The following is a 21,904-nucleotide window of genomic DNA, read 5'->3' as shown; positions in this document are numbered from 1 at the left end:
GAGCCACTCCACGCCGGGGGGAACGGTGTGACAGTCCGCCCCGCGCCGCCATTCGGGGCCGCCCCACAGGGCGCTGCCGGGAGCGCACGTCTGGTGCAACGCCGCTCCCTCGTGCCGGTCCGCACGCTGCCATGACGCCCGAAACGCCGCGCGCAGACCGAAGCTTTCCCGCGCGAGGCGCGGGAGGCGAGAATCCCCCGATTCCTGAACTGCGTCGCTATTAGACCAGTCCCGCTGACGCTACTCCAGACCCGCCTGCGACAGTCCGTCGCGCGAAGGCCATCCTGCGCCCTCAGGACAGGTCGTCCGAGCCGTCCTCGGCCGGCTCGCCGGCCCGGTCGTTGCGGAAGCGCCAGGCGTCGTCGACCATCGTGGTGAGGTCCAGGACCGGGTGCCAGCCGAGCAGGTCCGCCGCCTTCTGGTTCGAGGCGACGAGCACCGGCGGGTCCCCGGCGCGACGGGGGCCCTCCTCGACCGGGACCGGCGTCCCCGTCACCCGCTCGACGGCGTCGAGCACCTCGCGCACGGAGCTGCCCGACCCGCTGCCGAGGTTGACGACGTGGTGCTCGCCGGGCTCCCCGGCCGACAGCGCGCGCACGTGCGCGTCGGCCAGGTCGATGACGTGGATGTAGTCCCGCACGCACGTGCCGTCGGGGGTCGGGTAGTCGGTGCCGAACAGCTTCAGCGAACCGCCCGACCCGGCGACGGCCGCGAGCGCGTTCGGGATCAGGTGGGTCTCGGTGTCGTGCCGCTCACCGTAGAACCCGGCGTCGCTGGTCTCGAAGGCGCCGGCGACGTTGAAGTAGCGCAGGCTCGTGGCGGCCAGGCCGTACGCCCGGGCGTAGTCGGTGAGGGCGAGGTCGATCGCCAGTTTCGTCGCGCCGTACGGGCTGCTCGGGCGGGCGGGCGCGTCCTCGCGGATCGGTTCGTCGCCCTGCTGCCCGTAGGTCGCCGCGGACGAGGAGAACACGATGCGCCCGACGCCGTGGGCGCGCATCGAGTCCAGCAGCGCGATCGTGCCGACGACGTTGTTGCGCCAGTACGCCGACGGCAGCGTCGTCGACTCCCCCACCAGCGATTTCGCGGCGAAGTGGACGACGGCCTCGATGTCCCAGTCGCCGAGCACCGGGTCCAGGGCCGCGACCGACATCTCGTGGAACACCGCACCCGGGGGCACCGCGTCGGCGTGGCCGGTGGACAGGTCGTCCACGACGACGACCTCGTGCCCGTCGGCGATCAGCCGCGCCGCGACGACGCTGCCGATGTAGCCGGCTCCTCCGGTGACGAGTACCCGCACTGGTGCCCCTTCGTTCGGCGCTGCTGAGGCGCCGACGCTACCCGACACGAGTCAAGTGGCCGGCCGGAACCGCATGTGCCTGGGTGATGCGCAAGGATCGTCACGTGGCGCATTCGGAGATGGACCAGGACACCGGGGCCGAGGTCGCGGTCGACACCGCCGGCGACGTCGTCCTGCCCTCGGCCCTGAACGGTGCGGACGACGACAGCGACGCACAGCTGCGCGCGGACGTGCGTCGTGTCGCCGCCCTGCTCGGCCAGTCGCTCGTCCGCCAGCAGGGGGAGTCCGCGCTCGATCTGGTCGAACGGGTCCGGTCGCTCACGAAGCGCAGCGTGGACGCCGGGCCCGCCGCGGACGGCGGGAGCACCGCCGCCGACGACGTCCGGGCCCTGCTCGCGCAGCAGCCCATCGAGACCGCCATCGTGCTGGTGCGCGCGTTCTCGGCGTACTTCCAGCTCGCGAACATCAGCGAGCAGGTGCACCGCGTGCGTGGGCTGCGGGCACGGGGCGAGGACGAGGGCTGGCTCGCCCGCGCAGTGGACGACGTCGCCGGTGAGCTCGGCGCGGGGGCACTGCGCGAGGCGCTCGACGGGTTGGCGGTGCGACCGGTGTTCACCGCACACCCGACCGAGGCGAGCCGACGCTCGATCCTCACCAAGCTGCGCCGCATCGCCGACGTGCTCGGGACCGAGACCGCGCCCGGGTCGGCGGCGCGCAGCCGGCAGGACCGCGCGCTCGCCGAGCTCGTCGACCTGATGTGGCAGACCGACGAGCTGCGGCAGAACCGGCCGACGCCGCTGGACGAGGCCCGCAACGTCGTCTACTACCTGCAGGACCTCGCCCAGGAGACGCTGCCCGAGCTGACCGCCGACCTCGCCGAGGAGGTGCGCCGCCACGACGTCACGCTGTCGCTGGACGCGCACCCGCTCACCTTCGGCACCTGGATCGGCGGTGACCGCGACGGCAACCCCAACGTCACCGCCGACGTCACCCGCGACGTCCTGCGCCTGCAGCACCACGTGGCCGCGCGCACCGTCGACCGCGCCCTGGACTCGCTGATCGCCGAGCTGTCCTCCTCCACCGAGGTGGTCGCGGCGTCGCCGGAGCTGCTCGCGTCCATCGAGGCCGACCTCGCCGTCGTCGAGGTCGATCCGCGGCTGGCCCGGCTCAACGCCACCGAGCCCTACCGGCTCAAGCTCATGGGCATGAAGGCCAAGATCGCGAACACCCGCCGTCGGGTGGACGACGGGACGCCGCACCGTCCGGGCCGCGACTACCTCGGCAACGGTCAGCTGCTCGCCGAGCTGCGGCTGCTCGGCGACTCCCTGCGCGCCAACGCCGGCGGTCTCGTGGCCGACGGCCTGCTCGCCCGCGTCGAGCGCACCGCGGCCGTCTTCGGGCTCCACCTCGCGACGATGGACGTGCGGGAGCACGCCGACGCTCATCACCACGTCGTCGGCCAGCTCGTGGACCGGCTGGTCGAGGAGACCTGGCTCTACGCCGACGTCCCGCGCGACTACCGGTTGCGGCTGCTCTCGCGCGAACTGCGCTCGCGCCGCCCGCTGGCCGGCTCGCCGCCCCCGCTCGACGACGAGGGCGCGAAGACGTTCGCGGTGTTCACCGAGATCCGCCGGGCGCTCGACACGTACGGCGACGCGGTGATCGAGAGCTACATCGTGTCGATGACGCGCGGCGCCGACGACGTCCTCGCCCCGGTGCTGCTCGCCCGCGAGGCCGGTCTCGTCGACGTCCACGGCTCGGGGCGCGACGGGCAACGACCGCCGTTCGCGCGCATCGGCTTCGTGCCGCTGCTCGAGACCGTCGACGAGCTGCGCAAGGCCGGCGAGGTGCTCGACGACCTGCTCTCCGACCCCACCTACCGGCTGATCGTCTCCCTGCGCGGGGACGTGCAGGAGGTCATGCTCGGGTACTCGGACTCCAACAAGCAGGCCGGCATCGCGACGTCGCAGTGGGAGATCCACCGGGCCCAGCGCACGCTGCGCGACGTCGCGGCCCGGCACGGCGTGCGACTGCGGCTGTTCCACGGCCGGGGCGGGACGGTCGGGCGCGGCGGCGGCCCGACCTACGACTCGATCCTGGCGCAGCCCTTCGGCGTGCTCGACGGCGAGATCAAGTTCACCGAGCAGGGCGAGGTCATCTCCGACAAGTACACGCTGCCCGAGCTCGCCCGCGAGAATCTGCAGCTCACCGTCGCCGCCACGCTGCGCGCCTCGGTGCTGCACCGCTCACCGCGGCAGTCGGCCGCGCAGCTGCAGCGCTGGGACGAGTGCATGACCGTCGTCAGCGATGCCGCGTACGCGGCGTACCGCGCGTTCGTCGACGACGACGACCTGCCCGACTACTTCCTCGCCTCCACGCCCGTCGAGCAGCTCGGCATGCTCAACATCGGGTCGCGGCCGGCGAAGCGGCCGTCCTCGGGCGGCGGCATCGAGGGCCTGCGGGCGATCCCGTGGGTCTTCGGGTGGACGCAGTCCCGGCAGATCGTGCCGGGCTGGTTCGGTGTCGGCACCGGCCTCGCCGCGGCGCGGGACGCGGGACTCGGCGACGTCCTCACCGAGATGCACGAGCAGTGGCACTTCTTCCGGACGTTCCTGTCCAACGTCGAGATGACGCTGGCGAAGACCGATCTGGACATCGCCGCGCACTACGTCGCGACCCTGGTGCCCGAATCGCTGCGACACGTGTTCGACGACGTGCGCACCGAGCACGAGCGCACCGTCGCCGAGCTGCTCGCGGTCACCGGCGAGAAGCGGCTGCTCGACGACTCCCCCGTGCTGCAGCGGACGTTCGCGGTCCGCGACGCGTACCTGGACCCGATCTCCTACCTGCAGGTCGACCTGCTCTCACGCGTCCGCGACAGGGCCGACGGTGAGGTCACGTCCGAGTTGCAGCGCGCGCTGCTGCTCACCATCAACGGTGTCGCGGCGGGGCTGCGCAACACCGGTTGAGCATTCGGGTCAACGAACGGGCTTGCGGCTGAGCAGGTAGTAGGGGTGACGTCCCAGCGCGTGGTGTAGCTGTTCGGTCTGACGGCGTGGTGACCGCGACGTTGCGCCAGCAACTCGGTGACAAGCTCGGGCTCGTCGCCATTTCGTGAACTCCGATGCAGCCATGTGACAAGGACAAGATCCGCCCGCCAGCGGATCCGCTCATCGGGACGGCGAGCGGGTGGTGATTCGTGCCGACGCGCGATGAAGAGCTGCTCGACCCAGGCGTGCCACACAGAGTGCTTGAGATGCGGTTGCTGACTGCTGTCAGGTGGTGCCGAGGGCGGCGGTGAGCTGGTTGGCGAATGCGACGATCGTGGGGAAGGTCTTGGCGTCTCCGCCGGAGACGTTGAGGACGCCGTCGGCGGCGTCGAGGTAGCAGGTGGGGTTGTCGGGGTCGTCGGTGGTGCCGCAGGTGCCGGTGCCGGCGGCGGTCTTTCGCTGCTTCAGCGCTGTGACGATCGTCTTGTAGGTCGAGCCGGACAAGAAGCTGACCCCGACCTGGTCGCCGTTGCTGTTCTCGTAGATCGTCGCCGGTCCCGAGGCGGGCTGCTTGGAGTACCCGCCCACGGCCGCGGGCAGTTTCGCCGACGCGCCGGCGCGAATCTTCGATCCGGAGGGCGCCGGACCCACGGACGGAGCCGAGGACGAGGCCGACGGTGACGCGGACGATGAGGCGTCCGCGCTGGAGCTCGTGGCGCTGCTGCTCGACGCGCCGGACGACGACGACGTCACGGGCGTGGACGTCGCCGCGGACGATGAGGCGTCCGAAGGCGGAGTGGACGAGTCGCTACCGCACGCCGCAAGCGCCACGGCACTGACACAACCGATCACGAACACACCAAGACGGCGCATGAACCCTCGTCCTATCGTTGTAGATCATCTTCTGACTTGGAGGAGTATCACCCACGATCGTCACGATCGCGACGCATGGCGCGGTACCGAACGGGGGCAGGCCGCGCTCGACGCGATCGCCGACCGACTCAACAACCGACCTCGCGCCGTGCTCGGCTGGCGCGCCCGAGGGCCGGTCCACACCGCGCCCACCGATCCCGCTAGACGCCAACCGTGCTCACCGCAGCGCGCGACCACGCGGTCAAGATCGGTCACGTCGAGTGCGAGGTGCCAGGAACCGAGTCGTTGGGCCGGGGCCGCAGGTGGTTTCGTTGGGCAAGGAGGCATCCAGGGAGCGGACGGTGATTCCGGTATGGGCAACCCCCAGGACGCACGTCATGCGTGTCAGTGTCCCCACGACGAGACACCGCCCGGAAAGAAGACAGAGCCACGATCGCAGTCAGTGACCGCGGCTCGGCTATCAGCTCAGCACGCTATCCCGCAGCGGGACCCGCTTGAGGACACGGGCGACCGCGACAATCAGGTCGCCGACCGCATGCGGACGATCATGTCCGACCGTCTCGCTGCGGATCGGCTTACGGCACGCTGTCCGTGCCCGTTTCTTGGCTCTCAAGACAATCTGGTGGGCGTCAGTGGCGCCAAGCGCCGAGGACATCGCGCAGGCCGAGCGCGAACCCACCGGCTGCTGCCCTAGTTTCGAGTGGTGACTATCACTGTGCTCGACTCCCGTGCGGGCATGCAGCGGGTACTCGACGCCCCCGAGGATGCGCGCAGGAATGCCGTCCGTGCCCTCTGGCAACCGATGGCTGCGATGTACCGCTTCGCTCCCGCCGCGCTCGACCTGGCCGACGTCCACTCCTCGAGCTTCGGCTTCGACTGGCGTACCACTGATCCCGTGGTGGGCCGGGCGCTGGACCTGCTCGACACGGCCGATGCGTGGGCTCGGCTTGAGCAGGCTCTGGCGTTGGGCTCCGCCGCGCTCGAACGCGCCACCGCCGTCGACGACCTGACCGTGCTGTTGGTGCTCGGCAACCCGTCGGATCGTCACTTCATGGACGAGCTGCAGGGCCTGTCGGCCTTCGGGGGTATCAGCGGCTACATCACCATCACGCTGTGGCCGACGCCCACCGTGCTGCAGCGGCTCGAGGCGATCGCCGTGCACGAGCTGCATCACAACGTGCGCTATTCGCCAAGTGGCGTGCTCTGGAACCCGGCGACCGTCGACGTCGGTGAACAGGTCGTCGCCGAGGGGCTGGCCGACGTCTTCGCGGCCGAGCTCTTCGGCGACCTCGGATGGACCCACTTCGTCGCCGAGTCGACGCGCGCCGACCGCGCGGTGCTCGCGAAAGTCGTCTCCGGTGCCGGGATGACCGGCATGCAGAACTTCACCGCGTGGGTGCACGGCGACGCCAGCGCGCGAAGGTTCGGCGTCGAGCCGGTCGGCTTGCCCACCGGCGCCGGGTACGCCGCGGGCGCACAGCTGGTGACGGCGTACCTCGAGCGGGCGGGCGGCACTGCGGCCGAACACGTACACACCCCGTCCGCAAGCGTGCTCGAGACCGGCTGCCGTGCTCTAGGTCTGCCCCGGCCGTCCTGACCTCGCTGGCCGGTCATCGCAAGCGGCGCTCGGCCAGCACCTGGTGGTTTCGAGGCAGACAATCATCGCCATCAAGGCCGGCCGTCGATGGCACGCACCGGGCGGTGCTCATCGTCGCGTCACCGCCGGGCTGGTCTCGCCCGCTCACTGCCCGACGCGCGCGACATCGCCGACGACCTCACCACCCGCCAGATCGAACTCAGCCTTGGCGGCTCGGTCTATGACCCCGCCGACGCGATCGGCACGCTCCTGTTCACCGTCCTGGCCATGGCCGCCGAGTTCGAAGGCGACCTCATCCGCATGCGCACCCGCGAAGGCATGGCTGTCGCCGAGGCATGGCTGTCGCCGAGGCCGAGGGCCGGCTGCGCGGCACGCAGCCCACACTCAGCCCCGCCAGGAAGCCCACCTGGTCCAGCTGCACCGCGCAGGTGAGCACACCACCGCCGAGCTCGCTGAACTGTTCAGCGTCGCCCGGTCGACGGTCTACCGCGCGATCGCACGCGCCGACCAGCCTGCGCGACCACTGACGACGCCGTCCTGATCCCGGCGTCGACCAGCCAGCTGCGACGTGGTGCGTTGACCGGTTGAGAGCACCGCCGATCATGGAACCGAAACAAGCGACCCTACGTCGACCGAGGTTCGAGCGTCATAACTCGGTCACACGGCAGGCGCTGCGGCGAGGTACGCGGCGAGGGCGTCACGCCACGGGCGCGGGGCGGTGAGCCCGGCCGCCACCCAGGCCCGGGTGGACAGCACCGACCACGCCGGTCGCGGCGCCGGGCGCGGGAACGACGCGGTGTCGGTCGGCTCGACCCGCCCGGGGTCGGCGCCGACGAGCCGGAAGACCTCGCGCGCGAGGTCGTGCCACGACGCCTGGCCGGCGTTCACGAAGTGCAGGACCCCACCGGGGACGTCGGCGCGGCCGAGCTCGAGCAATCCGGCCGCGAGGTCCCGGGCCCACGTGGGACAGCCGAGCTGGTCGGCCACGACCGAGACGGTCTCCCGCTCGCCCTCCAGCCGTCGCATCGTGTCGACGAAGTTGGCGCCCGGCCCGCCGTACACCCACGCCGTCCGCACGACGTGCGAACGGTCGGGCAGGGCCGCCCGCACGCGCTGCTCGCCGGCGAGCTTCGTGCGTCCGTACGCCGTCCGCGGCCCGGTCGGATCGCCGATGTCGTAGGGCGTGTCGGCGGCACCGTCGAACACGTAGTCGGTCGAGACGTGCAGCAGCCGGCCGCCGTGTCGCGCCAGCGCCTCGGCCAGCAGGCGCGGACCGTCCTCGTTGACCGCGGCCGCCGTCGCCTCGTCCGTCTCCGCGGCGTCGACGGCGGTGTACGCCGCGGCGTTCAGCACGACGTCGGGCCGGACGTCGGCGACCGCGCGTTCGACCGCCGCGGCGTCGGTGATGTCGAGGTCGCGCGACGTGAGCGCGACGACGTCGTCCCCGCTGCCGTCGAGCAGGTCGACGGCCCGGGTCGCGAGCTGTCCGCCGCCACCGGTGACGAGCCAGCGCACTAGAGCTCCGCGAACATCGGGGCGGCGGCGTCCTTGGCCGAGACCAGCGCGTCGTCGCCGGTGAGCGGCCAGGCGATGCCGAGAGCGGGATCGAGCGGGTTGACCGCCACGCCGGCCATGCCGGGCGTCCACTCGACACCGAAGCAGTACAGGTACTCGCAGTCGGTGACGGCCTGGAAGCCGTTGCACACGCCGGCGGGGACGAACAGCTGCGTGCCCACCCGCAGCTCGGCCGTCACGACCGCGCCGCGGGTGGCGGAACCGGGGCGCGCGTCGACCCAGGCGCCGAAGGCCTCGCCGGCCGCCAGTCCGATGAGCTTGTCGGCGTTCTCCCCGTGCAGGCCGCGCAGTCCGCCGCGCACCGTCCGCGTCAGGTTGACCTGCGCCCAACGCTCCGGCACCGGCACCTCGTGCTCGCCGAAACCGCTGGTGCGGAAGAACTCCCGGACCGTGCCGCGGTCGTCGGTGACCGTCTTGGTGGTGATGAGCAGCAGGCCGTCGATCGCGGTGCGCGCGACGGACATGTCCTCGACGCGAACGCTCACGTCGTGACCGCGGCGCTGTCGTCGAGGAACTGCTGCGCGGTGCGGCGCAGGTACTGGGCGTAGTTCGACTTGCCCATCTCCTCGCCGATGCGCAGCGCGTCGGCGGGCGAGATGAACCCCCTGCGCATGGCGACCTCCTCGAGACAGGCGATGGTGATGCCCTGACGGTGCTGCAGCACCTGCACGAAGTGGGCGGCCTCGAGCAGCGCGTCCTGGGTGCCGGTGTCGAGCCAGGCCGTGCCGCGGCCGAGGTCGACGAGACGAGCCCGGCCGCGTTCGAGGTAGGCCCGGTTGAGGTCGGTGATCTCGAGCTCGCCGCGCGGCGAGGGCACGAGGGTGCGCGCGAGCTCGACGACGTCGCCGTCGTAGAAGTACAGCCCGGTGACCGCGAGGTCGGAGCGCGGCTCGGCCGGCTTCTCCTCGATGTCGACGAGGGCGCCCTCGGCGTCCAGGACCGCGACGCCGTACCGCTCGGGGTCGCTCACCCGGTAGCCGAACAGCGTGCACCCGCCGGAGCGGACGACCTCGTCGGCGGCCTCGCCGAGCGTGCCGCCGATGCCGTGGCCGAAGAAGATGTTGTCGCCGAGCACCAGCGCGGCACCGTCGCCCTCGGCGAGGAAGCCGACGTCGGCACCGATCAGGAACGCCTGCGCGAGGCCGTCCGGGGACGGCTGCACCGCGTAGCTCAGCTGCAGGCCCCACTGCGAACCGTCGCCGAGCAGCTGCTCGAACTGGGGACGGTCGTGGGGCGTGGTGATGACGAGGATGTCGCGGATCCCGGCCAGCATCAGCACCGAGACCGGGTAGTAGATCATCGGCTTGTCGTAGACCGGGAGCAGCTGCTTGCTCACCGAGCGCGTCAGCGGGTGCAGCCGGGTACCGGAGCCACCGGCGAGGACGATGCCTTTCACCGGCCACACTATAGGGGGAGGCCCCCGCCGCCCCTCGTCCGTTCGTCCCGCCGACATGCGCGGTCCGCCCGATTTCGACCTCCTGGACCGGGTGGCGGGCCGACGACGTTAGGATCGCCCGCCGAGGGGGGCCATTTATGACGCGATTCGATCACTCCGCCCGAAGTATCCGCCGCTTCCGCGACCGCGCCGACGTCACGGCGCGCCTTCGTGCCGCGGCGCGGGCGGCACGCCACCCCGCCCGGCTCGCGCCGGCACCGGTACCGCTCCCGGCGGCCGAACCGGACTCCCCGACCATCTCCCCGCTGGCCGCCCTGCGGACGCCGATCGACCCCCCGCGCGAGGGACTCGTCGTGATCATCGCGCCGACCGGTCGCACCGCCGCGGAGCTGGCGCCGTGGCTGTCGGACTTCGAACGCTCCCGGTGCCACGTCTTCGCCGCGGCCCCCGGCGACGACGTGGCCACGGTCGCGACGCACGTGCACACCGTCCCCGACACCGTCGACACCGCCGCGATCCACGAGACGCTGAAGACCCTCCCCCGTGTCGGCGTGATCCTCGACCTCGTCGGGGACGACCCGGCAGCCCGCTGGCGCCGGTTGTTCCTGCACCTGCGCGCCAAGGGCCACTACGTGATCGGTCGACTCGACGACCAGCCGCTGGCGCCGGACGTCCGAGCCTGGGCCGCGACGCTGGTCGCCTTCCGCGACAACGGCACGGCGGCGCCGCAGTCCGTCGCCGGCGAGTTCGCGCTGGCGATCGAGGACGTCACGGTGACGCCGACCGTGCTCACCATCGGCAAACGCGGCACGCACCTGCTCAAGCTGCGCGGCCACGAGACCGACGCCGTGCTGCCGGTCCGCGACCCGGACGTCACGGTCGACAGCCTCGTCGTCCGTCCCGCCGGCAGTTTCGAGGGGCGCGACACGGTGGTGCATCACCGCACCGACGCCGAGCTGGTGTGGCCCGACCGCACCATCGCCTACCCGCCGCTGCACCTGCGTCACTACGCCGGGCGGGTGCTCTTCGCGTCCCACATGCTCTTCGCGACCCAGCGCTCGGTGCTGCCCGACTCCTACCGCTGGCACCTGTACGCGAACCCCAGCAACCCCCGCTTCGGCAGCCCGACGTCCGACTTCGCGCGGCTGACCCCCGACGTCAAGGCGAAGGGGACGCTCGAGGGCACCTACTACAACCTGGATCCGCAGTTCAGCGGCTTCGGCCACGTCATGACCGAGGTCGTCGGCCGGCTGTGGGGCTGGGACCAGGCGAAGCGCGAGTTCCCCGGGATCAAGGCGTTGTTCGGGGTGAAGAGCGCCAACAATGCGCGCAACACGGCCAAGTACCGCGTGCTGCGCGCGTACGGCATCCCCGAGGAGGACATCGTCTGGGCGTCGAAGCCGAAGCGGGTGAACTCGCTGGTCTCGGCGACGTCGATGTGGCACAACAACCTGCCGTACTCGGTGCACCCCGACCTGCCGGAGGTGTGGGACCGGCTCGCGGCCAACCTGGTCGACCCCGCGGTGGAGACCTACGACAAGGTCTTCGTCTCCCGTTCCGGCCAGTTCGCGCGCCGCTCGTGCCACAACATCGCCCAGGTCGAGGAGCTCTTCGCTCGCCACGGCTTCACCATCTACTACCCGGAGCACTTCGACCTCACCGAGCAGGCCTCGGTGTTCGCGTCGGCGCGCGTCCTGGCGGGCCTCGGCGGTTCCGGCCTGTTCAACATCCTGTTCGCCAAGCAGCTCGAGACCGCGATCATCCTCAACCAGGACGCGTACTACCACCGCAACGAGCACCTGTTCACGTCGCTGCTCGGCGGCGAGGTGCACTACTTCTGGTCGCCGACCGACCCGCCGCCGGCCGAGGGCTGGACGCGACAGAGGGCGTCCGAGGCGAGCTGGACCTTCGATCTCGAACGGCACGAGGAGCCGCTCGTCGAGCTGCTGCGCAGCGTGGGCACGCCCGCGCGGCGCTGAGCGACGGCGCTACTGGCCGCCCTGCGCGTAGCGCTGCTCGATGCCGGCCTTGCCGGCCTCCCACCACGTCCGGTTGTCGCGGTACCACTCGATGGTGCGCGCGAGACCGCTGCGCAGATCGGCGTACTTCGGCGTCCACCCGAGCTCCTGCCGGAGCTTGGACGCGTCGATCGCGTAGCGCAGGTCGTGGCCGGCACGATCGGTGACGTGGTCGAACGCGTCGGCCGGCTGGCCCATCAGCTCGAGGACGGTGCGTAGGACGGTCAGGTTGTCCGACTCGCCGTCGGCACCGATCAGGTACGTCTCCCCGATGCGGCCGCGCTCGATGATCGTCCACACCGCGTCGTTGTGGTCGTCGACGTGGATCCAGTCGCGCACGTTCTGGCCGGCGCCGTAGAGCTTCGGGCGCAGGCCGGCCAGCACGTTGGTGATCTGGCGGGGGATGAACTTCTCGACGTGCTGGTAGGGCCCGTAGTTGTTCGAGCAGTTCGAGATCGTCGCCTGCACCCGGAAGGAGCGCACCCATGCCCGCACGAGGAGGTCCGACCCGGCCTTGGTGGCGCTGTAGGGACTGGACGGGTTGTAGGGCGTGTCGGGGGTGAAGCGGCCGGGGTCGTCGAGCTCGAGGTCGCCGTAGACCTCGTCGGTGCTGATGTGGTGGTAGCGGGTCCCGTGTCGCCGGATCGCCTCGAGCAGCGTGAACGTGCCCACCAGGTTCGTCTGCACGAACGGCGAGGGGTCACGCAGCGAGTTGTCGTTGTGGGACTCGGCGGCGAAGTGGACGACGACGTCGGCCTCGGCGACCAGCGGATCGACGACGGCGGCGTCGGCGACGTCACCGACGACGAGGCGCACCCGGCTGTCCGTGTCGCCGGCCGCGCTCGGGTCCGCGCCGTCGAGGCTGTCGGCGTTGGCCGCGTACGTCATCTTGTCCAGGACGGTGACGCGGACGTCCGGCCGGGCCGCGAGGGTGGACCGCACGAAGTTGACGCCGATGAAGCCCATGCCTCCGGTGACCAGCAGCTGCACGCGCCGGAGTCTAGCCACAGGGCGCATCGTCCGGTCGCTGCGCTGGGCGGGGTGATCCACGGCGGCGCGTGACACGTACCGACCGCTGTTCAGAGGGAGCGAGGCGCTCGGAGGAGTTCCCGACCGTGCTCGGGGGTGAAGAGGCGGCGGAGGTCGACGTCCCAGACGAGGGCCAGCGGGGCGAGGTGCAACGTGGAGGCGGGCCGCCAGGAGGGCAGGGCGAGGTTGAACGCTTGCCAGGCTTCGAACATCCAGTCGCTCTCGACCAAGGTCCGCACGTAGCTCAGCTGCTCACCGAACTCGCCGGGGTACCTCGCCCGAAGGCCGCCGTCGCGGCGGTGCTCGTCGACCAGTCGCAACAGAGTTGTCCTGGTCGACTGTGCCAGGTCGGGTGAGTCGAGCGCCCTGTCCAGTGCCCAGCCCATGGCGTCGTGCGGATCGAGCGCTGAGGAGACGAACAGGGGAAGCAGATCCTGTTCGGCGGCAGGATCGGCCTCCAGCGCGGAGAGGTGGCCCAGCAGATGCAGACCGGCGCGGCGAGGCAACAGCAACGCCTCGTACTGGACCAGCAGGACGGACGCGCGTTCGTTCCCGTGTTTCGTCGCAGTCCGGAGGGCCTCGACACCGTCGAGACGGCCGTTCAGCAGCCGCACGTAGATGTCCTCGACCTCGTCGCGGACCGCGTCGTGGGTCGGGCTCTCCGGCACCTCGTAGCGGACGAAGGTGGCGTAGTGGCTGGACAGGCCAGCGCGGAAGCTCGGCTGTTCGTCACCCATTCCGGGGTACCAGGACGTCAGGCCGAACGTGCCCCATTCGCCGTCAGGGCCGACTCGTCCGGGATCGAGGAGCATGTGATCCGGACCGTCGGACACCAGAAACGAGCGACCGAGGACGGCCGGATAGCCATCGTCTTCGTCCTCGTCGTCGTCCTCGTCGTCGGCCCAGATCTCGAACATGTCCGGGGCAGCGTCGCGGAACAGCGCGAGCTCGGCGACGGGGACGATCACGCCGAAGTCGAAGCTGGTGAGCGGCCACCCATTCGTGATCGAGTAGAACTCGCGCAACGACGCCGGGAGTCGTCGCCCGAGTCGTGCTTCGGCCGCGGCGAGCTCGCCTTCGCCTGCCGGCGGGTTGCCCAGCCATTCCGAGTTGATCTCATGCTCGGACAGCTCCATGCCGAGTTCGTCGCGGTGGGCCACTGCTTCGGCACTCCACCGCTGCAGCAGCTGGCGCAGATCCAGGTCATCGGGCACTCCGCCATTCTGTCAGCGCGAACGGTCGTGCCGACGAACGCAGGTGTCGGCGCCACCATCGTCGCCGGGACACGGCACACCCCGAACTGTCGCCGGGCCGGTGTCCGTCACAGCGATGGCGTGGTCTCCGTCGTACTGTCGGGTCCCGCGTCCGAAACCCGCCAGCCGATGTCGGTGGGGCGAGGCAGACTCGGGATGTGCTCCTTCCCGACGACGAGACGTGCTACCGCGCCGTCCAGTCGCGCGACGCCCGCTTCGACGGCTGGTTCTTCACCGCCGTGCGCACGACGGGCATCTACTGCCGGCCGTCCTGCCCGGCGATCACCCCGCGCCGGCGCAACGTCACCTTCCATCCGAGCGCGGCGGCCGCCCAGCGGGCCGGGTACCGGGCCTGCAAGCGGTGCCGGCCGGACGCGTCGCCCGGCTCGCCGGAATGGCACGTGCGCGGCGACGTCGCGGGCCGGGCGCTGCGGCTGATCGACGACGGCGTCGTCGACCGCGACGGCGTGCCCGGGCTCGCCCGACGGCTGGGCTACTCGCAGCGACAGGTGCACCGCACCCTGGTCGCCGAGGTCGGCGCCGGCCCGCTGGCCCTGGCCCGGGCGCAACGGGCGCAGACGGCACGGGTACTGCTGGAGACCACCGACCTGTCCGCGGCCGACGTCGCGTTCGCCGCCGGTTTCGCGAGCGTCCGCCAGTTCAACGACACCGTCCGCGACGTCTTCGCGGCCACGCCGTCCTCGCTGCGGGCGGCGGGACGGGTCGGCGCGCGCCACGAGCCGGGCACCGTCACGTTGCGGCTGCCCTACCGCGAGCCGATGACCGTCTCCACCGTGCTCGACTTCCTCGGTGCGCACGCCGTGCCGGGGCTCGAACGCTACGAGGACGGTGTCTTCACCCGACTCGTGCCGGCGCCGCACGGGCCCGCCCTCGTCTCGCTGTCCCCCGGCGACGCGGCGGTGATCTGCGCGGCCCGCCTGCAGGACCTGCGCGACCTCGTCACCGTGGTGGCGCGGGTGCGCCGGCTGCTCGACCTCGACGCGGACCCCGTGGCCGTCGACGCGGTGCTCGGCCGGGATCCGGCCCTGGCACCGCTCGTCGCCAAGCGACCGGGGCTGCGCGCGCCCGGTTCGGTCGACGGGTTCGAGACCGCCGTGCGCACCGTCGTCGGCCAGCAGATCTCGGTCAGCGGGTCACGCACGGTGCTCGGCCGCATCGTCGCCGAGTACGGCGAGCCCACGTCCGACGGCTGGCTGTCGTTCCCGACGCCGGCGACGCTCGCCGCGGCCGACGCCGAGACCCTGCCGATGCCGCGGGCCCGCGGCCGCGCCGTCCGCGGACTCGCCGAGGCCTTCGCCGCCGGCCACGTCGCGCTCGACACCGGGGTCGATCGCGACGAGGTGCGTGCGGACCTCCTCGCCCTCCGCGGCGTCGGGCCGTGGACCGCCGACTACCTGCTCATGCGCACCGTCGGGCACCCCGACGTCCTGCTCACGTCCGATCTCGTGGTGCGTCGAGCGGCGGCGGATCTCGGCGTCGAGCTCGCCGACGGCCGCCCTGACTGGGCGCCGTGGCGCACGTACGCCACCTACCACCTCTGGGCCCACCTGTACGCCGACCTCTGGAGCGTGACCCCGTGACCCACTCGCTGCGCCACACCAGCATCGCCTCGCCGCTCGGCGACCTGCTCGCCGTCCGCGACGACGTGGGGCTGACCCATCTCTACCTGCCCAGCGGCCGACACCCGCGGGTGGCCCCGGCCGGCTCGGTGGCCGACGCCGGCGCCTTCGACGACGTCCGTGACCAACTCGCGCAGTACTTCGCCGGTGAACGGACGGAGTTCGACCTGCCGCTGCACGCGACGGGTACCCGGTTCCAGCACACCGTGTGGGACGCCCTCGTCGCGATCCCCCACGGCGAGACCCGCAGCTACGGGCAGCTGGCCGCCGAGATCGGCTCCCCCGGCGCGTCACGCGCCGTCGGTCTGGCCAACGGGCAGAACCCCGTCTCGATCGTCGTCCCGTGCCACCGCGTGATCGGAGCCAACGGCTCGCTCACCGGGTACGGCGGCGGCCTGCCGGCCAAGAAGTGGCTGCTGGCCCACGAGGCCCAACGGAGCGGTCTGTTCGCCGACGCGTAGCGCGGTGCCGCGGGCGTCCACGGCGCGAGACCGTCGGTGGCCGGACGCGCGTCGACGCGGTGGGTGCCCGGCCAGGGCACCCACCGCGTCGAGCGGCCGGTTCAGCCGTTCGTCCGGCGCCGTCCCGCGAAGCCGAGAACGCAGCCGAGCAGCATCAGCAGCACCGCACCGACGAGGACTCCGCGGGTGTCCGCACCGGTCTGCGCGAGCTGACGTCCCCCACCGACCGTGTCGCTGGAGTGCGAGTCGGGCGTGCTCGTCGCCGCCTCCACCGTCGTGTCCGAGCCGGCGTTGACCGGGTCGGTCACAGTCGGGTTGTCCGAGCCCGGGTCGTTGCTGCCCGGATCGTTCGTGCCCGGGTCGTTGCTGCCCGGGTCGTTCGTACCCGGGTCGTTCGTGCCGGGCGTGTCGCCGCCGGTCGAGCAGGACGCGCTCGCCGTGCCCAGGAGGCCGACCCCGTTGCCGCACACCGTGACGGGGGTGTCGACGGGCACGGTCACCGTGCCGCCGTCCGTGCCGCCGTCCGTGCCGCCGCCGGTGGTCGTGGTGGTGCTGCAGCTGGAGTCGGCGCTGCCGACCGCGTTGCCGCACACCGTCACCGGGACCTCGACCGGGACGTCGACGATCGTGTCGTCACCGCCGGTGGAACCGTCCGAGCCGCCGGTGGTCGCGCCACCGGTCGAACCGCTCGTGCAGTCGGCCGACGCGTCACCCAGGGCACCCACGCCGTTGCCGCACACCGTCACCGGCGCATTCACCGGAACCTCCGCGACACTGCCGTCGTCACCACCGGTCGAACCGTCCGAGCCGCCGGTGGTCGCGCCACCGGTCGAACCGCTCGTGCAGTCGGCCGACGCGTCACCCAGGGCACCCACGCCGTTGCCGCACACCGTCACCGGCGCGTTCACCGGAACCTCCGCCACACCGCCGTCGTTCCCGGTCGAGGCACCCGACCCGGTCGACGAACCCGCAGTCGACCCCGCACCACACCCGGCCGCCGCGTCACCTGCGACACCGACACCGTTGCCGCACACCGTCACCGGCGCGTTCACCGGAACCTCCGCGACACTGCCGTCGTCACCACCGGTGGAACCGTCCGAGCCGCCGGTGGTCGCGCCACCGGTCGAACCGCTCGCGCAGTCGGCCGACGCGTCACCCAGGGCACCCACGCCGTTGCCGCACACCGTCACCGGCGCATTCACCGGCACCTCGACGGCACCGTCGGACGCGCTCGCGCCACCGGAGCCGGTCGAGGTCGAACCCGCCGACCCGGCACCACACCCGGCCGCCGCGTCACCTGCGACACCGACACCGTTGCCGCACACCGTCACCGGCGCGTTCACCGGCGCCTCGACGGCACCATCGGACGCGCTCGCGCCACCGGAGCCGGTCGAGGTCGAACCCGCCGACCCGGCACCGCACCCGGCCGCCGCGTCACCTGCGACACCGACACCATTGCCACACACCGTCACCGGCGCGTTCACCGGCACCTCGACGGCACCGTCGGACGCGCTCGCGCCACCGGAACCGGTCGAGGTCGAACCCGCCGACCCGGCACCACACCCGGCCGCCGCGTCGCCTGCGACACCGACACCGTTGCCACACACCGTCACCGGCGCGTTCACCGGCACCTCGACCAGGCTGCCGTCGCCGCTCGCGCCCGAACTGGTGGACCCGGCACCGCAGTCGGCCGTGCCCTCACCCAGCACACCGACACCGTTGCCACACACCGTCACCGGAGCGTTCACCGGCACCTCGACGGCACCGTCGGACGCGCTCGCGCCACCGGAGCCGGCCGAGCCCGCGCCGGTGCTGCTGCTGTCGGCGTCACCGAGGACGCCGACGGCGTTGCCCGCGACGGTGATCGGCGCCGAGACCGGGACCGAGACGAGCGAGCGCTGCTTCGCGTCCGCGCCGCCCTTCTCGTCACCGCCGTTGTCCGCGCCGCTCTTCGCCGAGCCGCCGTTGTCCGTGTCCTTCGAGCCGCCCGAGTTCGAGCCGCCCGAGTTCGAGCCGCCCGAGTTCGAGCCGCCCGAGTTCGAGCCGCCCGAGTTCGAGCCGCCCGAGTTCGAGCCGTCGGCGACGGCCATGTCGTTGTCGCTCACCGTGACCGGGACGTGCACCGACACGTCCACGACCGAGGAGCGCGACGACGAGCCCGACGACGAGCCCGCCTTCGCCGAGGTGTCCGAGTGCGCCGACGCGTCACCCGAACCGTTCGCGACGGTGACGTGGTTGTGGCCCACCGTCACCGGCACGTCGACGTCGACATGAGCCAGGGAGACCTGCGATGGGGGGACGGCGGGAGCCGTGTCGGCCTCGGCGATGCCGGTACCGACCAGCCAGACGCCGGCCCCGAGCAGCCCCATCTGCAGGCTGCGCTTGAGCCAGATGTTCATGATTGTTCCTCTTCTTCGACCGGGGGAAGCGACGAGACGTCCTGCCTCGTTCGCGTGAAGCCGTCTGCCGCGGGCGGAAGAGCACCGCGGCTGGCGGCGTCCCTAGTCGGGAGAGAAGCCGGGCCGGCGGACCGGCCCGGCGAGAACCGCGTCGTCGCGGTCGGTGCTGCGCACGGCCGCGGCGGGCGCGGCGGTGACTCCGGCCGCCGGAGCGGTCAGGCCGGGAAGGTCGTAGCCCGCGGTCCGCGCCGAGGACGGCGGCGCGACGCCACCGTCCGGCGCGGGGGTCACCGGGGTAGTCGGCGTCGTCGGCACGACGCCGGTGGCCTCGGCGCGGACCGCGGGCCGGTTCAGGGCCTCGCGCGGCGCGGCCGGCAGGGAGCCGGTGCCCGCGGCGACGAGGGCGAGAGCAGAGCTGGTGGAGCCCGCCGGGACCGCGTCGCCGGAAACGACGGTCGCGGGACCGGTCGTCGCGGAGTCGCTCGTCGCGGGGTCGGCCGGCACGGCGGTGACGATCGGCGCCGCCGGGTGCGTGCCGGCCGGTGCACCGACGGCCCCGCCCACGACGGGGAGGAGGCCGCCGACCACCGGCGTGCGCGACGCCTCGTGCAGCAGCACGCGGACCGAGGTGCGCACCGTCGTGGTCGTCGCCGTCGCGCTCTCGCGGACGGCATGGGCGGTGTGACGGACGGTGCGGACCGTGTGGCGGGCGACGTCGCCGGTGGCGTGCACGGTGGCGTGGACGGTCCCGCGGACGGTGTGGCCGAGGGCCCGGCCGGCGCCGGCGACGTCGGCCGAACCGACGGCGTGGGTCAGCTCGCCGACGCCGTGCCCCAGCTCCGCGACCGGCGTCGAGCTCGGCCGCGCGGGATGCGCCGCGCCGTGGTGCGCCGCGCCACCGTGCGATGCGGCGGAGGCCGTCGGCCGGTCGTGCCGGGCGCCGTCGCTCGGGGCGTGCGGCGCCGGCAGTGGGAGCTTCACACGGGCCGGCAACGATCGTGCCGACGGGTGCGCACCCGACCCGTGCGTCGAACCGTGCGTCGAACCGTGGGCGCGTTCGGGCGTCACCGCCGAGGCGGAGGGCGAGCTCAGCAGGGCGCCGAGCAGCCACAGACCCAGCGCCGCCCCGGCGAGCAGCAGCAACCTGAGGAGCGGACCGGTACGGGGCGCGGCCGACGACGGCGATGACATGGCGTCCGACCCTCCCGTCCGTTGTGAAACCGCGATCACTGTGAGCAACGTGCGGCGCTCCTCGACGTTACGCAGCGTGCCCCGCCGAGTTGCGCCGAACGCTTGATCGGAACACCCTCTCGTGGTAACTAACTGGTAGAACATGAGTTACACACCGTCACCAAAGGACTTTCGGGGGTGATCGGAGTGCCTGATGACCGACCGCACGAACCGGCCGCGCGACCGCTACCACGCCCAGGTGCGCGCCGAGATCCTGACCGCGGCGTGGGAGCAGCTGCTCGGCACGCCCGCCGCCGATCTCTCGGTCAAGGCGATCGCCGCGCAGCTGCAACTGACGGCGCCGGCGCTGTACCGCTACATCGGTAGTCGCGACGAGCTGTTGGGCGAGCTGGCCGTGCAGGTCGGCGAGGAGCTCGCCGACGTGGTCGAGCAGGCCGCGGCCGCGGCGGGCGGCTCTCCTGCACCGCTCGTCGCGGTGGCGGTCGCGGTCCGCCGCTGGGTGGTCGCGCACCCCCACCACTACCTGCTGCGCTCCATCGAGCGTCCGGTGCCGGCGGCGGCGGCCGGCGCGGAGCAGCGCGCCCTCGCCGCGATAGGCAGGGTGTGCGAGGCGGCCGGGGACGGCCCGCGGCGACCACGCCCCGGCACGGGGGGACGGGACGCGGCGGTGCCGTCGACCACGCCCGCCGCGCAGCGGGCGGTGTGCTTCTGGACGCGGGTGCACGGCGTCCTCGGCCTGGAGCTCACCGGCCACCTGGCCGGGCTGGGCATCGACGCCGAGACGCACCTCGTCCGCGAGGTGGCCACGCCCGACGGGGCCGCGGTCTGAGCGTCGCCGCGACCGACGAGCGCACCCGGAGCGTCGGTCAGCCGGCGTGGAACCGGTTTTGAGCGGCCTCGACGCCGTCGGTGAGGACGGCCTCGACCGCGTCGGCGGCCCGGTCGACCTCGAAACCGAGATCCTTGCGCTCGGCGGCGGCGAAGTCGCGCAGCACGTAGTCGGCCGGGTCCTGACGTCCGGGGGGCCGGCCGATGCCGAAGCGCACCCGGGCGTACTCGCGGCTGCCGAGGGCCGAGCTGGTCGAGCGCAGTCCGTTGTGGCCGCCGTCCCCACCGCCGCGTTTGACGCGCAACGTGCCGAAGGGGACGTCGAGCTCGTCGTGGACCACGACGACCCGCTCGACCGGGATCTTGTAGAAGCTCGCGACGGCCTTCACCGGACCGCCGGACTCGTTCATGTACGAGCGCGGCTTCGCGAGCACCACGGGCAGCCCGGCGAGGCGACCCTCGACGACGTCGGCACGGCTGCGGTGGGTCTTGAACCGGCCCCCGATCCGATCGGCGAGCAGCTCGAGCACGAGGAACCCGGCGTTGTGCCGGGTGGTCTCGTACTTCGGGCCGGGGTTGCCGAGGCCGACGACCAGGAACCTGTCGTCGGCCACGGCGGTACGGCGGCGGGGTTACTCGGACGCGGTCTCGGCGGACTCGCCCTCGGCCGACTCGCCCTCGCCCGACTCACCCTCGGCGGTGTCCTCGTCGGGGGCGTCCTCGACGATGCCGAGCTCCTCGGCCGCCTCGGCGACCTCGGCCTCGAGCTCCTCGGCGGTCGGCGCCTCGGCGATGGCCAGGATGAGGGTCTCGCCGTCGGTGACCAGCGTGGAGCCCGCGGGCAGCGTGACGTCGGCCGCGGTGATCTGGCCGCCGATCTCGAGGCCCTCGACGCTGACCTCGAACTCGCTCGGGATGTGGGTGGCCTCGGCCTCGACCGAGACGGTGGTGTTCTCCTGGTTGAGCAGGCCACCAGGGACGACCTCGCCGGTGACGGTGATCGGGACGTCGACGGTGACCTTCTCGCCGCGGCGGACGGTCAGCAGGTCGACGTGCTCGAAGTAGCCCTTGATCGGGTGGCGCTGGATCGACTTCGGGATCGCGAGCTGCTCGCCGCCCTCGAGCGCGAGGGTCAGCAGCACGTTGGCGCCGTTGTTGCGGATCGCGGCGGCGAACTCGTGGGCCGGCAGCGCGACGTGCTTCGGGTCCTCGCCGTGGCCGTAGACGACGGCCGGCACCTTGCCGTCACGCCGGGTACGGCGCGAGGCACCCTTGCCGAACTCGGTGCGGGTCTCGGCGGACAGACGGACCTCGGACACAGCAGAACTCCTCAGACGATGATCTCGGCGGTTGTCGG

Annotated in this window: 19 protein-coding genes; 8 read left to right on the top strand and 11 right to left on the bottom strand. The window is 72.3% G+C overall.

From position 1 onward, the window contains the following. Positions 1 to 292 precede the first annotated feature (292 nt). Positions 293 to 1,297: a UDP-glucose 4-epimerase GalE gene (galE, locus tag BUE29_RS20590; RefSeq protein WP_073392335.1), complete on the bottom strand. Its 1,005-nt coding sequence runs from the start codon at positions 1,295 to 1,297 to the stop codon at positions 293 to 295. 119 nt (positions 1,298 to 1,416) lie between these two features. On the opposite strand from galE, the gene ppc reads away from it, so the two are divergent. Further along, positions 1,417 to 4,266, top strand: a complete 2,850-nt coding sequence (ppc, locus tag BUE29_RS20585; protein WP_084181584.1) for a phosphoenolpyruvate carboxylase — start codon at positions 1,417 to 1,419, stop codon at positions 4,264 to 4,266. A 306-nt stretch (positions 4,267 to 4,572) separates the two neighbouring features. On the opposite strand, the gene BUE29_RS20580 is transcribed toward ppc, so the two are convergent. Further along, positions 4,573 to 4,938, bottom strand: a complete 366-nt coding sequence (locus BUE29_RS20580; RefSeq protein ID WP_143168297.1) for a hypothetical protein — start codon at positions 4,936 to 4,938, stop codon at positions 4,573 to 4,575. 925 nt (positions 4,939 to 5,863) lie between these two features. Between BUE29_RS20580 and BUE29_RS20575 the strand changes: the two genes are divergently transcribed. From BUE29_RS20575 to BUE29_RS23300, 3 genes are all read left to right on the top strand, one after another. Then, positions 5,864 to 6,757 (top strand): DUF2268 domain-containing putative Zn-dependent protease, encoded by an 894-nt coding sequence (locus BUE29_RS20575; protein ID WP_073392375.1) that lies wholly within the window; start codon positions 5,864 to 5,866, stop codon positions 6,755 to 6,757. Between the two features lie 87 nt (positions 6,758 to 6,844). After that, complete coding sequence (locus BUE29_RS21680; RefSeq protein ID WP_084181582.1) at positions 6,845 to 7,189, top strand: recombinase family protein; 345 nt, start codon at positions 6,845 to 6,847, stop codon at positions 7,187 to 7,189. After that, positions 7,164 to 7,298, top strand: a complete 135-nt coding sequence (locus tag BUE29_RS23300) for a helix-turn-helix domain-containing protein (RefSeq protein ID WP_234971540.1) — start codon at positions 7,164 to 7,166, stop codon at positions 7,296 to 7,298. The genes BUE29_RS21680 and BUE29_RS23300 overlap by 26 nt, the downstream gene beginning before the upstream one ends. Before the next feature lie 116 nt (positions 7,299 to 7,414). On the opposite strand, the gene rfbD is transcribed toward BUE29_RS23300, so the two are convergent. Genes rfbD through rfbA form a run of 3 tightly spaced genes read right to left on the bottom strand, consistent with a single transcriptional unit; the run spans position 7,415 to position 9,728 of the window. After that, complete coding sequence (gene rfbD, locus BUE29_RS20565; RefSeq protein WP_073392333.1) at positions 7,415 to 8,272, bottom strand: dTDP-4-dehydrorhamnose reductase; 858 nt, start codon at positions 8,270 to 8,272, stop codon at positions 7,415 to 7,417. Then, positions 8,272 to 8,817, bottom strand: coding sequence for a dTDP-4-dehydrorhamnose 3,5-epimerase family protein (locus tag BUE29_RS20560; protein ID WP_084181580.1), 546 nt, complete (start codon positions 8,815 to 8,817; stop codon positions 8,272 to 8,274). The genes rfbD and BUE29_RS20560 overlap by 1 nt, the downstream gene beginning before the upstream one ends. Next, positions 8,814 to 9,728, bottom strand: a complete 915-nt coding sequence (gene rfbA, locus BUE29_RS20555) for a glucose-1-phosphate thymidylyltransferase RfbA (RefSeq protein ID WP_073392332.1) — start codon at positions 9,726 to 9,728, stop codon at positions 8,814 to 8,816. Before rfbA ends, BUE29_RS20560 begins: the two co-directional genes overlap by 4 nt. Before the next feature lie 137 nt (positions 9,729 to 9,865). Between rfbA and BUE29_RS20550 the strand changes: the two genes are divergently transcribed. Beyond that, entirely contained in the window at positions 9,866 to 11,707 is a 1,842-nt protein-coding gene (locus tag BUE29_RS20550; protein WP_073392331.1) for a glycosyltransferase family 61 protein, read from the top strand. A 9-nt stretch (positions 11,708 to 11,716) separates the two neighbouring features. Here the strand turns inward: BUE29_RS20550 and rfbB are convergent, their stop codons facing one another. Together rfbB and BUE29_RS20540 are read right to left on the bottom strand one after the other, a co-directional pair. Continuing rightward, entirely contained in the window at positions 11,717 to 12,736 is a 1,020-nt protein-coding gene (gene rfbB, locus BUE29_RS20545) for a dTDP-glucose 4,6-dehydratase (protein ID WP_073392330.1), read from the bottom strand. 89 nt (positions 12,737 to 12,825) lie between these two features. Then, positions 12,826 to 13,989, bottom strand: a complete 1,164-nt coding sequence (locus tag BUE29_RS20540) for an SMI1/KNR4 family protein (protein ID WP_073392329.1) — start codon at positions 13,987 to 13,989, stop codon at positions 12,826 to 12,828. A 197-nt stretch (positions 13,990 to 14,186) separates the two neighbouring features. Between BUE29_RS20540 and BUE29_RS20535 the strand changes: the two genes are divergently transcribed. Then, entirely contained in the window at positions 14,187 to 15,629 is a 1,443-nt protein-coding gene (locus BUE29_RS20535) for an AlkA N-terminal domain-containing protein (RefSeq protein ID WP_073392328.1), read from the top strand. Next, positions 15,626 to 16,129, top strand: coding sequence for a methylated-DNA--[protein]-cysteine S-methyltransferase (locus BUE29_RS20530; protein ID WP_084181578.1), 504 nt, complete (start codon positions 15,626 to 15,628; stop codon positions 16,127 to 16,129). The genes BUE29_RS20535 and BUE29_RS20530 overlap by 4 nt, the downstream gene beginning before the upstream one ends. Before the next feature lie 101 nt (positions 16,130 to 16,230). Here the strand turns inward: BUE29_RS20530 and BUE29_RS22660 are convergent, their stop codons facing one another. Further along, the gene (locus BUE29_RS22660; protein ID WP_073392327.1) at positions 16,231 to 18,528 is read right to left on the bottom strand and encodes a hypothetical protein; all 2,298 of its coding nucleotides are present in this window, start codon (positions 18,526 to 18,528) and stop codon (positions 16,231 to 16,233) included. A 102-nt stretch (positions 18,529 to 18,630) separates the two neighbouring features. Continuing rightward, positions 18,631 to 19,719, bottom strand: a complete 1,089-nt coding sequence (locus tag BUE29_RS20520) for a hypothetical protein (protein WP_073392326.1) — start codon at positions 19,717 to 19,719, stop codon at positions 18,631 to 18,633. A 193-nt stretch (positions 19,720 to 19,912) separates the two neighbouring features. Between BUE29_RS20520 and BUE29_RS20515 the strand changes: the two genes are divergently transcribed. Further along, on the top strand, positions 19,913 to 20,548 hold the full coding sequence (locus BUE29_RS20515; protein WP_073392325.1) for a TetR/AcrR family transcriptional regulator: 636 nt from the start codon (positions 19,913 to 19,915) through the stop codon (positions 20,546 to 20,548). A gap of 37 nt (positions 20,549 to 20,585) precedes the next feature. Here BUE29_RS20515 and pth read toward each other — a convergent pair whose 3' ends face one another. Together pth and BUE29_RS20505 are read right to left on the bottom strand one after the other, a co-directional pair. After that, positions 20,586 to 21,161: an aminoacyl-tRNA hydrolase gene (pth, locus tag BUE29_RS20510; protein WP_073392324.1), complete on the bottom strand. Its 576-nt coding sequence runs from the start codon at positions 21,159 to 21,161 to the stop codon at positions 20,586 to 20,588. Between the two features lie 18 nt (positions 21,162 to 21,179). Further along, positions 21,180 to 21,866 carry a 50S ribosomal protein L25/general stress protein Ctc gene (locus BUE29_RS20505; RefSeq protein WP_073392323.1) on the bottom strand — a complete coding sequence of 229 codons (687 nt, stop codon included), beginning with the start codon at positions 21,864 to 21,866 and terminating at the stop codon, positions 21,180 to 21,182. Positions 21,867 to 21,904: the final 38 nt, after the last annotated feature.

The sequence above is a fragment of the Jatrophihabitans endophyticus genome, from assembly GCF_900129455.1.
Taxonomy (GTDB): domain Bacteria; phylum Actinomycetota; class Actinomycetes; order Mycobacteriales; family Jatrophihabitantaceae; genus Jatrophihabitans; species Jatrophihabitans endophyticus.
Note: the sequence above shows the minus strand (reverse complement) of the source record. Positions and strands in the feature narration are given on the sequence as shown.

Bases quoted from the DNA above. Each gene is read 5' to 3' on its own strand.
- ppc (WP_084181584.1), top strand. From the start codon at position 1,417: ATGGACCAGGACACCGGGGCCGAGGTCGCGGTCGACACCGCCGGCGAC.
- BUE29_RS20515 (WP_073392325.1), top strand. From the start codon at position 19,913: ATGACCGACCGCACGAACCGGCCGCGCGACCGCTACCACGCCCAGGTG.
- BUE29_RS20520 (WP_073392326.1), bottom strand. From the start codon at position 19,719: ATGTCATCGCCGTCGTCGGCCGCGCCCCGTACCGGTCCGCTCCTCAGG.
- BUE29_RS21680 (WP_084181582.1), top strand. From the start codon at position 6,845: ATGGCACGCACCGGGCGGTGCTCATCGTCGCGTCACCGCCGGGCTGGT.
- BUE29_RS22660 (WP_073392327.1), bottom strand. From the start codon at position 18,528: ATGAACATCTGGCTCAAGCGCAGCCTGCAGATGGGGCTGCTCGGGGCC.
- BUE29_RS20550 (WP_073392331.1), top strand. From the start codon at position 9,866: ATGACGCGATTCGATCACTCCGCCCGAAGTATCCGCCGCTTCCGCGAC.